General features: G+C 71.2%; 14 protein-coding genes. 10 read left to right on the top strand and 4 right to left on the bottom strand.

The features are described 5' to 3' along the window. Window positions 1-26: 26 nt before the first annotated feature. The 5 genes from BMZ92_RS18105 (at window position 27) to BMZ92_RS18085 (ending at window position 3,823) form a co-directional block, all read left to right on the top strand. Entirely contained in the window at window positions 27-335 is a 309-nt protein-coding gene (locus BMZ92_RS18105; protein WP_143249881.1) for a helix-turn-helix domain-containing protein, read from the top strand. Window positions 336-406: 71 nt separating this feature from the next. Further along, window positions 407-2,059, top strand: coding sequence for a tryptophan 2-C-methyltransferase (tsrT, locus tag BMZ92_RS18100; protein ID WP_091508985.1), 1,653 nt, complete (start codon window positions 407-409; stop codon window positions 2,057-2,059). Between the two features lie 221 nt (window positions 2,060-2,280). Beyond that, window positions 2,281-2,571 carry a hypothetical protein gene (locus BMZ92_RS18095; protein WP_143249880.1) on the top strand — a complete coding sequence of 97 codons (291 nt, stop codon included), beginning with the start codon at window positions 2,281-2,283 and terminating at the stop codon, window positions 2,569-2,571. After that, complete coding sequence (locus BMZ92_RS18090) at window positions 2,568-3,215, top strand: phosphoribosyltransferase (RefSeq protein ID WP_091508981.1); 648 nt, start codon at window positions 2,568-2,570, stop codon at window positions 3,213-3,215. The genes BMZ92_RS18095 and BMZ92_RS18090 overlap by 4 nt, the downstream gene beginning before the upstream one ends. Then, complete coding sequence (locus BMZ92_RS18085; protein ID WP_091508979.1) at window positions 3,212-3,823, top strand: dienelactone hydrolase family protein; 612 nt, start codon at window positions 3,212-3,214, stop codon at window positions 3,821-3,823. The genes BMZ92_RS18090 and BMZ92_RS18085 overlap by 4 nt, the downstream gene beginning before the upstream one ends. On the opposite strand, the gene BMZ92_RS18080 is transcribed toward BMZ92_RS18085, so the two are convergent. Continuing rightward, window positions 3,824-4,495 carry a TetR/AcrR family transcriptional regulator gene (locus BMZ92_RS18080; protein WP_091508977.1) on the bottom strand — a complete coding sequence of 224 codons (672 nt, stop codon included), beginning with the start codon at window positions 4,493-4,495 and terminating at the stop codon, window positions 3,824-3,826. A 125-nt stretch (window positions 4,496-4,620) separates the two neighbouring features. On the opposite strand from BMZ92_RS18080, the gene BMZ92_RS18075 reads away from it, so the two are divergent. Continuing rightward, window positions 4,621-5,058 carry a nitroreductase family deazaflavin-dependent oxidoreductase gene (locus tag BMZ92_RS18075; RefSeq protein WP_091509370.1) on the top strand — a complete coding sequence of 146 codons (438 nt, stop codon included), beginning with the start codon at window positions 4,621-4,623 and terminating at the stop codon, window positions 5,056-5,058. 45 nt (window positions 5,059-5,103) lie between these two features. Here the strand turns inward: BMZ92_RS18075 and BMZ92_RS18070 are convergent, their stop codons facing one another. Together BMZ92_RS18070 and BMZ92_RS18065 are read right to left on the bottom strand one after the other, a co-directional pair. Continuing rightward, on the bottom strand, window positions 5,104-6,930 hold the full coding sequence (locus tag BMZ92_RS18070) for a multicopper oxidase family protein (protein ID WP_091508975.1): 1,827 nt from the start codon (window positions 6,928-6,930) through the stop codon (window positions 5,104-5,106). A 130-nt stretch (window positions 6,931-7,060) separates the two neighbouring features. Beyond that, window positions 7,061-7,831 (bottom strand): hypothetical protein, encoded by a 771-nt coding sequence (locus tag BMZ92_RS18065; protein ID WP_091508974.1) that lies wholly within the window; start codon window positions 7,829-7,831, stop codon window positions 7,061-7,063. Window positions 7,832-7,896: 65 nt separating this feature from the next. Between BMZ92_RS18065 and BMZ92_RS18060 the strand changes: the two genes are divergently transcribed. The 3 genes from BMZ92_RS18060 (at window position 7,897) to BMZ92_RS18050 (ending at window position 10,514) form a co-directional block, all read left to right on the top strand. Further along, the gene (locus BMZ92_RS18060; RefSeq protein WP_091508972.1) at window positions 7,897-8,106 is read left to right on the top strand and encodes an HTH domain-containing protein; all 210 of its coding nucleotides are present in this window, start codon (window positions 7,897-7,899) and stop codon (window positions 8,104-8,106) included. Next, window positions 8,106-8,633 (top strand): Clp protease N-terminal domain-containing protein, encoded by a 528-nt coding sequence (locus BMZ92_RS18055; RefSeq protein ID WP_091508970.1) that lies wholly within the window; start codon window positions 8,106-8,108, stop codon window positions 8,631-8,633. The genes BMZ92_RS18060 and BMZ92_RS18055 overlap by 1 nt, the downstream gene beginning before the upstream one ends. A gap of 81 nt (window positions 8,634-8,714) precedes the next feature. Further along, window positions 8,715-10,514 (top strand): LamG-like jellyroll fold domain-containing protein, encoded by a 1,800-nt coding sequence (locus BMZ92_RS18050; protein WP_091508969.1) that lies wholly within the window; start codon window positions 8,715-8,717, stop codon window positions 10,512-10,514. Here BMZ92_RS18050 and yczE read toward each other — a convergent pair. Then, the gene (gene yczE, locus BMZ92_RS18045; RefSeq protein WP_091508967.1) at window positions 10,493-11,125 is read right to left on the bottom strand and encodes a membrane protein YczE; all 633 of its coding nucleotides are present in this window, start codon (window positions 11,123-11,125) and stop codon (window positions 10,493-10,495) included. The two genes, BMZ92_RS18050 and yczE, sit on opposite strands and share 22 nt — an antisense overlap. A 58-nt stretch (window positions 11,126-11,183) precedes the next feature. On the opposite strand from yczE, the gene yczR reads away from it, so the two are divergent. Beyond that, window positions 11,184-12,590: a MocR-like transcription factor YczR gene (yczR, locus tag BMZ92_RS18040; RefSeq protein WP_483860453.1), complete on the top strand. Its 1,407-nt coding sequence runs from the start codon at window positions 11,184-11,186 to the stop codon at window positions 12,588-12,590. The last annotated feature ends 194 nt before the right edge of the window (window positions 12,591-12,784 follow it).

Here is a 12,784-nt window from a genome sequence, read left to right as displayed (position 1 = left end):
TGAGCACGATAATTAACGTCAGACCCATGCCGACCCGGGAGACCGGCGGGGTGCCGCGAACCGGCGAGGGGCTGCCGATCGGCCGCCTGATCCGCTCGGTCCGGCGCGAGCGCGGGCTCACCCAGTACGACCTGGCGGACGCGCTCGCGGCCGCCTCGGGCAACAGCGCCCTCGGCCGCGACGAGGTGTCCCGCTGGGAACGCGGCAAGCGCGTGCCGGGGCCCTACTGGCAGGGCTGGCTCAGCCTGGTGCTCGGCATCCACCCCGAGCGGCTGCGCTCCTCGGCGCGGCTGGCCAGGGAACTGCGGTGGCGCCAAGTGGAACACGCCCCCTGATCAAGGCCCGGCTCCCGGGCGCACGCTTCCGGCGGGGAATGGCACGTCTTTTTTTCCGGGAGTGGGAGCAAATGGGCAAATCGCTGGTGACCCTCGTCAACCCCAATCTCGTCCACCCGCCGATCACGCCCTATGCGCTCGACATTCTGACGACCTCGCTGGAAATGGACGGGTTCGACGTCGAGGTGGTGGACCTGACGTTCCGGCGGGACGACTGGCGGAGCGTGCTGCGGGAGTACTTCGCCGGGCGCGAGCCGCTGCTGGTGGGGGTGACGGTGCGCAACACCGACACCATCTACGCCCAGCAGCAGCGGGTGTTCCTGTCCGACCACCACGCGATCATCTCCGAGATCAAGGCGCTGACCAGCGCTCCTGTGGTGGCGGGCGGGGTCGGGTTCTCCTCGATGCCGTTCGCGCTCACCGACTGGTTCGGCATCCCGTTCGGGGTGAAGGGGCCCGGCGAGAACACCCTCGTGCGGCTCGCGAACGCGCTGCTGACCGGCGCGCCGCCCGAAACCGTGCCGGGGCTGATCGTCAACCGCGGCGGCGGCGAGGTGGTCCGCGTCCCGCAAATCGCGCCCGGCCGCCGGGGAAAACCCGAGTTCACGCCGTTGAACGCCGTGACGAAATACACGCGCCGGTCCGGCGACCCGTACAAGGTCGACAATCTCCGGTATTACCGCGGTGGCGGGCTGGGAAATATCCTCACCAAGAACGGTTGCACCTATTCCTGTGCGCATTGCGTCGAACCGGACGCGAAGGGCACCCACTTCACGCGCCGCGCGGTGGAGGCGGTCGTGGACGAGATGGAGCTGCTCTGCGCACAAGGTGTATACGACCTGCACACGACCGATAGCGAGTTCAACCTCGCCATCGCCCACAGCAAGGCCGTGCTGCGGGAGGTCATCCGCCGTCGTGAGGACCCCGCCTCGCCGTTGCGGCACCTGCGGCTGTGGATCTACGCCCAGCCGACGCCGTTCGACGAGGAACTGCTCGAGCTGCTCGTCGAGGCGGGCTGTGCGGGGGTCAACCTCGCACCGGACCACGTGAGCGAGGACCTGCTCGACGACTGGAAGGTCACCGGCCGCGGCCGCCGCTACTACGACTTCGCCGACGTCCGGCGCGTGGTGGAGCTGACGAAGCGCCACGACCTGCCGGTGATGGTCGAGGTGCTGCTGGGGATGCCGGGGGAGACCGTCGAGACGATGACGGAGGCCGTGCGGGAGACGCTCGCGCTCGACGTCACGGTCGCCGGGTACAGCCTCGGCATCCGCGCCTTCCCGTACTCGCCGCTGGGCATCCAGCTCGCCCAGCAGTGCGACGGCAGGCGGACGGTGCCCGGGCTGCAGTCGGACACCGCGACCGAGCCGATCGTCCTCAAGCCGCGCAGCCGGTGTGCGAGCGTCGTGGAGTACGAGCGGCAGTTCGTGTTCGACCGCCACGGACGGTTCCGCCCCGTGTACTACCTGTCGCCGCTGCTGCCCGAGGACCCCGAGACGCTCGCTTCGCCGAACGGCCGCTGGGAGAAGACGGTGCGGCTGCTGTGGGACCTGGTGCCCGAGTCGGAACTGCACCGCGTCATGCTGCCGACGCTGCCCGGCCTCACCGAGGACGACAACAACTACGCCGACAACCCGTTCCTGCTCAAGCTCATCCAGCTCGGGTACACGGGGGCCTTCTGGTCGCACTGGCCCAAACGGGCGGAGATCATGCAAACCGTCTGAACGGCGGAGCAAGGTCTCGATTTCGATACAGCCGTTCGCGTGGCCGCAACGGTTATGTAGAGTCGGCCGCAGGTTGCTCCGGCAACACCGCCACTTCTCGAAGGTGGCTCCGGCCGCGCCGGCCGGTCTCCTCAACGTCGAGGAGGCCGTCCGGGCGGCCGGTTCCTTTTTGTCCACAGTGGACGAAGTGTGGTCCTCGTTCCGCTGGGTAGCCAGCATTCATGAGATATCTGCGCGAACTGCCGTGGGCCCGAGGTGAATACGAGCGAGCGCTGCAGGAGCAGGCGGGACCGCCGCCCCGCCGCGTCTCGGTGCGGCTCGGCACCGACGTGGCGGTCGTCGTCGCCTGCATCGCGCTCGCGATCGTGCTCGGGCTGTTCGACCTGTGGTGGGGTTCGGTGCTGCTGTCGGTCGTCGCCGTCGGCTGCCTGCTCGACTTCGTGCTGATCGCGGGGCCGAAGTACCGGCGCTGGCGTGTGCTCACCACCGATCTGGGTACCCGCCAGGCATGACGCGCGCGCATGCGTTCCCCGACCGGCGCACGGCCGGGCTGCACCTGGGCGAACAGCTCAGCGGCCGCGCCTGGCACGACCCGCTGGTCCTCGGGCTCGCTCGCGGTGGGGTCGTCGTCGCGCACGGTGTCGCGGCCGCGCTCGGCGCGCCGCTGGACGTGGCCGTCGCGCGGAAGATCGGGGCACCGGGCAGGCCCGAGTTCGGGGTCGGCGCGGTCACGGCGCACGGCGAAGCCACCTACGACACCCGCACCCTCCGCGCACTGGGGTTGAGCGTGGACGATCTGCGGGAAACCTGCGAGGCGGAGCGGGCCGAGGCCCGCCGCCGCGAGCGGGTCTACCTCGGCGGGCGCGAACGCGAGCCCCGCGCGGGACGGGACGTCGTGCTCGTCGACGACGGTCTCGCCACCGGGGTGACCGCCCGCGCCGCCGCACACGCGATCCACGAGGACCGGCCGCGCTCGCTCGTGTTCGCCGCACCGGTCTGCGCTCCGGAATCCGCGGTCGCGCTCAAGGCCGACGTCGACGAGGTGGTGTGCCTGCTCGCGCCGGACGACCTGCGGGCGATCGGCGAGTGGTACGTGGACTTCGAGCAGACCAGTGACGACGAGGTCGTCGAACTCCTCGGGAGCGAGCTGTCGTGACCGTCCCCGTCACGATCGACGTCGGTGCCGCCGCGCTCCACGGCGACCTCACCCTGCCCGCCGACGCGACCGGCCTCGTCGTCCTCGCCGCCGACTCGGACAACTCCCGCAGCGTTCCGCGCGTGCAGGCCCTCGCCCGCACGTTCCAGGACTTCCGGTTCGGCACGCTGTTGTTCGACCTGCTCGTCCCCGACGAGGAGGCCGACGTCGACCTCCTCACGCGGCGGCTGCTGCACGTGCTCGACGACCTGACCCGGCGCGATGCCACGGCGAACCTGCCGCTCGGGTTGTTCGCGGCGAGCGCGGGGGCGGCCGCGGCACTGGCGGCCGCAGCGGCCTGGCCGGAGGAGGTGTACGCCGTGGTCGCGAGCGGTGGGCGCCCCGACCTCGCGGCGGACGCCCTGCCCCGGGTCACCGCTCCGACACTGCTGATCGTCGGTGGCAAGGACCCCGACGCGCAACGGGTGAACGAGGAGTCCGCGCAGCGGCTCGGCGGACCCAGCGAGGTCAAGCTCGTCACCGGCGCCACCGCGCGCTTCGAGGAGCCGGGCACGCTGGAGGAGGTCGCCGAACTGGCGGCGAGCTGGTTCACCCAGCACCTCGTCTGATCACGGCAGGCCGACGACATCGGCCATCCGGTCGGCCGTGAAGGTGAAGAACTCGTCGGCCGGGTCGGCGCTGCCGACGTACTGCCCGAACAGCTCGAAGCTGAGCGCGCCGAACAACTGCGTCCACGCGACGACCAGGCGGCTCACGTGCGCGGGCGGGAGGTCCTTGCCGATCACCTCCGCGACCTGCCGCATCTGCTCTTCGAGCTTCTCCGGTGCAGGCGGGACCGGGGCGAGCGGCGCCGACAGGAGGACCTCGACCAGCGCCAGCGCTACGCGGCCGGCCGGGGTGATGGTGTCCTGGGGTGCCGAGTAGCCCGGGATCGGGGAGCCGTAGATCAGGGCGTACTCGTGCGGGTTCGCCCGCGCCCACTCGCGGGCCGCCCGCCAGAGCAGGTGCCACCGCTCCCGTGGTTCCTTCGCCGGGTCGTCTGCCTGCTCCACGGCCTCGCCGATCTCGTTGTACGCGTCGATGATCAGCGCCGTGAGCAGGTGGTCCCGGCTGGGGAAGTAGCGGTAGAGCGCCGAGGACACCATGCCCAGCTCGCGGGCGACCGCTCGCAGGGAAAGCCCGTTCGGCCCGACCTCGCCCAGCTGGCGGCGGGCCTCGTTCTTGATCTCCCGGGTCAGCTCGGCGCGGGCGCGGTCACGGGCGGTCTTGATGGCGGCCATGCCCCGAGTCTGCCAGCGATGAGATCAGTAGACAAATTCGAGAGCAGTGCTCTTGACGCTTCGGTCGCGAAGGTGTTCACTGATCTCAGACGAGAGCACCGCTCTCGAAGGTGGAGGAGGCCGCGATGACCCGCTACATCAAGCCGCGCAAGGGTGAGCACGTCCTGCACAACTCGGTGCGCTGGCTGACCAAGCACGGCATGAGCCTGCTCGGCAGCCGGGTGCTCACCGTGCGGGGCCGCAAGACCGGCGAACCGCACTCCAACCCCGTGAACCTGCTGACGTTCGAGGGGGAGCGCTACCTGGTCGCGCCCCGCGGCGAGACCCAGTGGGTGCGCAACCTCCGCGCCGCGGGCGAGGGACAGCTGCGCGTCGGGCGCCGGGTCGAGCGGTTCAAGCCCGTCGAGCTGGCTGACGACGACAAGCCCGCCCTGCTGCGCGCCTACCTCAAGCGCTGGAAGTGGGAGGTCGGCATGTTCTTCGACGGCGTGGACGCCGGTGCCTCCGACGAGAAACTGCGGGAGATCGCGCCCGGGTACCCCGTTTTCCGGATCACGGCGTGAAAGGCGCTGCCGACGGCCTCCCGGTCGCCGACAGCGCCCCGCACGTCAGTGCTCGTGCCCGCCGTGCCCGCCGCCGGGGTGCACGTGGAACCGCGCGACCTCGGGCGGGTGGACGACGAACGGCCGCATCATGCCCTCGTCTTCATGATCCAAAATGTGGCAACGGTACATGAATTCGCCGGTTGCGCCCTCGTGCCTGCCGGCGACGGTGATCCACTCACCGGCGGCCACCTGGAACGTGTCCTTCCAGCCCTCCTCGTAGCGCTCGATCGGCCGCCCCGGCGGCGGCACTTCGAGCGGCGCCACCGTGCCGCCCGTCGCCACGTCGAAGCCCGCGACGTTGCCCTGCGCCAGCGAGAACGCCCGCCGGGTCAGCAGCTGGAACTGCGCCATGTGGATGTGCAGCGGGTGGGTCGGACCGCCGAAGTGCAGGAAGTTCCACACCGCCCAGCGACCGTGGTCGATGAAGAACGTCGTGGTGTCGTCGAACAGGGCCGCGACCCGCTCGAACGTCCGCACCTCGCCCGTCGCCGGGTCCTTCACCTGCAGCACCCCTTCGGCGGGCAGGCTGGGCGGCGCTTCGGTCAGCTCCCGCAGTTCCCACATCTGCGGGTGCGCCTCGCCCGCGGTGCCCGGCGGCACGAGCGCGACGAACACGTGGTCGTGGTCCTCGGGCACCGTCGTGCCGTGCTGCAGCCGGACGTAGGAGCTCGACAGCCGCTCCGGCAGCCGGAACGGGTCGTGCCGCGCCGAGTCCTCCACCCGGAACTCCATCAGGTCGGGCTCGGTCGGCCCACCCTGCGCGGAGGCGTCGGTCAGCCGCAGGCGCTGCCCGGCGAACCGGCTGAAGTCGATCAGCACGTCCGCCCGCTCCGCCGGGGCGAGCGTGAGCCCGCCCTCGGGGACCGGCGCCGGAGTGGGCAGCAACCCGCCGTCCGTGCCGATGATGCGCACCGCGTCGTGCTGCGCCACCCCGGCCTCGTCCACGAGGTTCAGCCGGTAGAACCGTGAGTTCGACGCGTTGAGCACCCGGAACCGGTACCAGCGCGTGTCGACCTCCAGGTGCGGCCAGATGACACCGTTGACGAGGTTGAACGGCCCGGTGAACGGGATCGGCGCCCCGCTCGGGGCCACGCCGATCTTGAACAGCAGCTGCCCGGTGAGCGCCCCCGTCGCGGGATCGGTGTCGAGGTTGCGGTCGCACAGGACGAGCGGGATCTCGTGCCTGCCGTGCGGCAGGTTGAGCGCGTCCTCCTCGGCGTCCCGGATCAGGTACATCCCGGCGAGGCCGGCGTGCACGTTGAACCGGGTCACGGCCATGGCGTGGTCGTGGTACCACATCGTGGTCGACTGCTGGCCGTTCGGATATTCGGCGAGCTGCGCGTTCCCCCGCAGGACGGCGTTGTGCGCCCAGCCGTCGTTGCCCCCGTTGGTCATGGCGCCGTGCAGGTGCACGACCTGCCACGCGGGCAGGTCGGCGACGCCGTCGATGAGCGAGAACCCGGGCAGCAGCTGCCCGTTCGCGTCCCGGTAGCCGCCAGGGACGGTGCCGGGTGCCTGCGCGATCGGTCCCTGCACGGCGACGAGCGGGATCGTGCCGTCGGCGTCGTTGGTCCAGGCCACCCGCAGGCGCTTGCCGCTGCGGACCTCGATGGTCGGCCCCGGGAACTCCCCCTCGTAGGCCCACACCTCGGTCTCCGGCAGCTGTGAGTGCAGCCGGACCCGCGTGCGGACCGCCTTGATGGTGACCTCCTCCTGCCGCCACCACAGGTGCGGTCCGATGACCGACGGGATGCGGAGCGGGTCGAGGAACTTGGTGAGCCCGAAACCGGGTGCGGTGACGGGTACCGGTTGTGCGATGACCTCCGTCATCGGGTTTCCTCCCTGAATCTTCTTCGTAGGGGAGGGCCACGCAGACGCTCCCCCGCCCCCAGAGCGGCCGTCTCCCGGCGGCCGTACTCAGGCAGAGGCGGGTCGCGGGCGGCCAGATACGCGGGAGGGCTTATTCGTCTCGACCGGCGAAGTCGACGAGGACGAGCGCCTGGTCGTCGTGCCGCTTCGCGCGTGGCCAGCGTTCACCGGCGGGATCGCCGGTTTCGGCTTCGCGCACGGCGTCGAGCACGGCTTGCGGCCCGCGCTGCCGGGCCAGGCGCAGGGCTTCGGGCCAGTCGAACAGGCGGTAGTCGTCGACGCCGACGGACACGCCGTCCGACGCGAGCAGCACGGCTCGCAGCGCTTCCCGCGGCCAGCTCCGGCACAGCGCGTGCGTGGCCGCGGCCGGATCCGCCTCGGCGACCCAGAACCCCTCGGGCCGGTTGCGGAGGGCGCGGACCTCGGCGGCGGTGCCGAGCCGTCCGGCGGCGCGGAGCAATGCGAGCCGGTCGTCGGCGAGCCGGCCCGCGTCCGGCGTGAAGGCCACGATCGGGCTGTCGGCGAGGACGAGGCCGTCCACGCGTTCGTCGTCCCAGCGCAGCATCGCCACGGTGCTCGACGGGGAGGAGCCGGGCAGCAGCCGGTGCGTCCCGGCCACGGCCGCGATGGCGTCGGAGAGCAGGAGGCGCAGGTCGTCCGCGGGGCGTTCACGCAGCAGGCGGGCCAGTTCTCCGGCGAGCAGCCCCGCGTACCAGCCACCAGGAGGGAGGTCGGGGCTGGGGGAGGTGGCGCCGTCGAGCAGGACGACCGCGTGGTCCAGCACCACGACGTGGTCCTCGGTGGGGCGTGGCCTGCCGTCGAGACCCACCCCCGCCTGTTCGGCGACCTTGATCCCCGGCACGTCTGTCCACCCTACGCATGTCAACTCAGGTTGACAGAGGCGTGGTGTCAACGTAGGTTGACAGCATGACGGAAGCAACCGAACTGGCCGCCAGGGCCGGGGACCGCGACCCCCGCGTGGGGCTGCGGGCCGTCGCCGCACTGCGCCGGCTGCTGGAGCAGCTCGAAGCGGTGCAGGTGCGCAGCGCCCGCACACAGGGCTGGTCCTGGCAGGAGATCGCACACGAACTGGGCGTGAGCCGGCAGGCCGTCCACAAGAAGCACGGAGGCAACTGATGTTCGAGAGGTTCACCCGCGACGCGCGGGAGGTCGTCGTCGAGGCGCAGCGCGAAGCCCAGGAGACGGGCGCCGCGGAGATCACCCCGCTGCACCTGCTGACCGCGATGCTCCGCACCCCCGAGAACGCCGGGACTCGGTTGCTGACGCGGCTCGGCGTGTCCGTCGACGACGTCGCCGCGGAGGCGGGGCGCGTCCGGCGGCGCGGTGGCATCAGCGAGGCGGACGTCGAGGCGCTCGGCGAGTTCGGCATCGACGTCGACCGGATCGTCGAGCGCATCGAACAGGCACACGGCCCCGCCGCCCTTTCGGGCAACGGGAAAAGCCGGAAGGGCAAGCATATCCCCTTCGCGGGGGAATCGAAGAAGACCCTCGAGCTGTGCCTCAAGGAGGTCGTCAGGATGGGCGGGAAAACCCTTGGCAGTGAACACATCCTGCTCGCACTCGCGGTGCAGCGCGGGCCCGCCGCCGACGTGCTCGCGCGGTTCGACGTCGACGCACCCAGGTTGCGACAAGCGCTTTCCTGAATGTTCCGCTGTGCTTTCCCGGTGCGCCAACCAAGATCACCAGACTGAGCCCGATTTTCCGGACTCAGGAGGAACTCCCCCATGGATCAGGCACCCAGATCTGGTGGTCTCGGCCGTCGTCGGCTGTTGCAGGCGACCCTCGCCGCCCCCGTCGCGGTCGCGGCGGGCTCCCTCGTCACCGGCGCTCCGAGCGCGGGGGCGACGCAGGGGCGCAACGCCGGCGGCCGGCGGTTCACGCTCGCCGTCATGCCCGACACGCAGTACCTCTTCGACGAGGGCGGCACGGACCAGGAGCCGGTGCGGGAAAGCCTGCGCTACCTCCTCCGGCAGCGCCAGGAGGACAACATCGTCTTCATGGCGCACCTCGGCGACGTGACCGAACACGGCACCGAAGCCGAGATGGCGCTCGCGGACCGCGTGTTCGCCACGGTCGACGGGAAACTCCCGTGGAGCGTGCTCGGCGGGAACCACGACGTCTCGGGTGACGACCAGCGCGGGGACACGCCGTTCCTCCGCACGTTCGGCCCGCGCCGGTTCGTCCGCTCGCAGACCTTCCGCGGCGCGTCGCCGGACGGGTACAACACCTACTACACCTTCCAGGCTGCCGACCGGACCTGGCTGCTGCTCGCGCTCGACTGGCGCACCTCCGACAAGGGGCTGGCGTGGGCGCGGCAGGTGCTCGACCGCAACCCGGGCGTGCCGACGATCCTCACCACCCACGACTTCGTCGAGCCGGACGGCACGGGCGGGGCTTCCTTGTCCGACAACGGGAAGCACATGTGGGACGGCCTGGTCCGGCGCTACGACCAGATCTTCCTCACGCTCAACGGCCACTACTGGCCCGCGGGCCGCACGACGCTGACGAACGACGCGGGCAACCCGGTCTTCTCGCACATCACCAACTACCAGGACCGCTACTACGGCGGCGCCGGCATGATCCGGTACTACACCTTCGACCTGGCACGGAACGCCATCGACGTCGAGACGTTCTCCCCGTGGCTGCTTGCCAAGCGCGATCCGTCCACTTTGGAGGCCGAGACCGCCGAGCTGAGCGGTGACGTGGACCGGTTCACCGTCGAGATCGACTTCGACGAGCGCTTCCCCGGCAAGCCGCTGCCCGCGTTGCCCGCACGGGCGGCGCTGGTGCCGGGCACCGTCGCCTACTGGCGGTTCGAGGGGCGGGACGGCACGCCGGTCACCGGTGCCCGCGACCTCAGCGGCCGGGGCAACGACCTCACGATCCAGCGCATCGGGTCGAGCGGCGACGACGTGCTCAAGTACTCCGCCGAGTACCACGAGGCGCAGCCCGCGCACGGCAGCATCCGCTTCGACGGCGCGAAGAACCGCGGCGCGGTGCTGCACACCGGTCCTTCGGCGCAGCTGAACACGATGAAGTTCGAGCAGGGCTACACCATCGAGACGTTCCTCAAGCTGCCGGAACCGTTCGTCGGCGACCACGCGTGGATGGGCATCCTCAGCTGGGAGGGCCGGGCCGGGGACGCGGGCAAGAACGGCGGTTACTCGCCGGACGACGCGCCCTGCAGCCTCAACGTCACCAGCGAGCGTTTCCTGCAGTTCGTCGTGTACCCGGTCAACCAGAACGACGACCCGACGGCCTGGAGCCACGCGCTGCCGACCGGCCGGTGGACGCACGTCGCCATCGTCAACGACGGGCACCACACGACGGTCTACGTGGACGGCTCGAAGATCGCGCGCAACCCGTCGCTGGACTCGCGGGGCATCAGCACCGTGGGCAAGCCGTTCGCGCTCGGCGGCACGCAGGGCGGCGGGCAGTACGGGCAGGGCTTCTACGGCTGGCTCGGTGACACGCGGATCGTTTCGCGGGCGCTGCGGCCGGATCAGTTCCTGCTTTCCCGGTAGCGCCAGGCCACGAGCGGGAGGAACGCCTGCGTGAGCGGGCCGATCGCGACGGCGTACAGCACGGTGCCGACACCGACGCTGCCGCCGAGCAGCCAGCCCGTCACGAGCACGGCGACCTCGATCGCCGTGCGCGCCACCCGCACCGACAACCCGGTCCGCGTGGACAGCCCCGTCATGAGGCCGTCCCGCGGGCCGGGTCCGAGGCGCGTGCCCACGTAGGCGGCGGTGGCCAGCCCGTTGAGCACGATGCCGCCGACCAGCAGCGGGATCTGCCAGCCCAGCGCGTGCTGCGGCGGCAGCACGGCCCGCACCAGGTCGACCGTCACCGAGATCACCACGACGTTGAGCACGGTGCCGATGCCGGGCCGCTGCCGCAGCGGGAGCCACAGCAGGAGTACGGCGACCGACGCGATCGCGACGACCGTGCCGAAGGTCAGCCCGGTGATGCGCGTGAGCCCGTCGTGCAGCACGTCCCACGGGTCGAGGCCGAGGCCCGCCCTGGTCATCATCGCCATGCTCGCGCCGTAGAGCACGAGGCCGCCCACCAGCTGCGGGAAGCGGCGGAGGGGGCTGACGGTCAGGCGGACCGGACTGAGTTCCAATGAAGCCACACCGCGATCCTGACCCGTGATTGGTCTTTCGTTCCAGAGCCAATGTGGAAGTATTGGTCTGGTGAACACCTACGGCCGGATTTCCGCGCCTCGATTGGCCACCTTGCTGGGCTCCTGGCGGCAGGGCTCGCGGCAGGGGGCCGCGGCCCTCGCGGCCGCTGTTGAACTGCAGGTACTCGACGGGCACCTCCCGGTGGGCACGCAGCTGCCCGCGGAACGGGAGCTCGCGCAGGCGCTGGGCGTGAGCCGGACGCTGATCGGCGCCGCGCTCGACCGGCTGCGTGAGAGCGGCCTGGTCGCGAGCCGTCGCGGCGCGGGCTCGTGGATCACCCCGCCCGGCACGAGCCGCGGGCAGGAGACGTTCTTCCCGCGTGACGGCGAGGACATCGACCTGGTGTGCGCCGCCCCGCCCGCGGTGCCCGGCATCACGCGGGCGGTCGACGCGGCCCGTGGCGCGCTCGTCGAACAGCTCGGGCACACCGGTTACGGCGAGCGCGGGCTGCTCGTGCTCCGGGAGCGAATCGCCCAGCGCTACACCGAGCGCGGCCTGCCGACGAGCCCCGCGCAGATCATGATCACCAACGGGGCGCACCACGCGTTCGGTCTCACCGTGCGGATGCTGGCGAACCCGGGTGACCGCGTGCTCGTCGACCAGCCGACGTACCCCAACGCGCTGGAGGCGATCCGCGGTGCGCACGCGTTGCCGGTGCCCGTCGCACTCGACGCCGAGGGCTGGGACTTCGCGGGCATCGAGGCGGCGCTGCGCCAGGCCGCGCCCCGGCTGGCGTACCTCATCGTCGACTTCCACAACCCGACCGGGCTGCTCATGGACGACGAGGGGCGCGAACGGCTCGCGGCGCTGCTCACCAAGGCACGCACCCCTGTCGTCATCGACGAGACGCTCGTGGAACTGGACTTCGGCGACGAACCCGCACCGAAGCCGTTCGACGCCGGAGAGTGGTCGATTCTCGTTGGCAGCGCGTCGAAATCGCACTGGGGCGGGTTGCGCCTCGGCTGGATCCGGGCGTCGGAGGAGGTGCTGAGCCGGCTGTCGTCGTCGCGGTTCGGGCTGGATCTCGGGTCGCCCGTGTTCGAGCAGCTCGTGCTCGCCGAACTCCTCGCGGACCCGGAACCGTTGCGGCGCCGCAGGGAAGACGTCCGCCGCCAACGGGACGCGCTCGCGCAGGCCGTGCGCACGCACTGTCCTGAGTGGACGTTCCGGCTGCCGGGTGGCGGGTTCTGGTTGTGGTGCAAGCTGCCCGCGCCGATGAGCACCGGACTGGCGGTCGCCGCGGCGAGCCACGGCGTGCAGCTGGCGCCGGGCTCGCGCTTCGCCGCGCACGGCGGTCTCGAACGCCGGCTCCGGCTGCCGTTCTCGCAACCCCCGGAGGTCCTCGACGAGGCGGTGCGTCGCATCAGCCTCGCGGCCGCCGCGGTCCGCGGCAGCGCACGCCCCGTGACATGACAACAGCCGGTGCACCGGAGTGGCTTCTCCAGGGATGGAAGCCGTCCTCCGGCGCACCGGCTGTCGTTGCGCCGCACTGGGCCGGCACAGCCCCTCGACGTGCCGGCGGTGGTGCGGCTAGGCGCGCACCGGGCCGTTGCCCCTGCTCGGCGCGTTGAGCAGGGAGGTCCGGGGCGTGCCTGGTGTTGGTCCCG

The organism is Amycolatopsis sacchari (assembly GCF_900114035.1).
In the GTDB taxonomy this organism is placed as follows: domain Bacteria; phylum Actinomycetota; class Actinomycetes; order Mycobacteriales; family Pseudonocardiaceae; genus Amycolatopsis_E; species Amycolatopsis_E sacchari.
The sequence above is the reverse complement of the archived record's forward strand: the minus strand, read 5'-3'. Positions and strand labels throughout refer to the sequence as shown.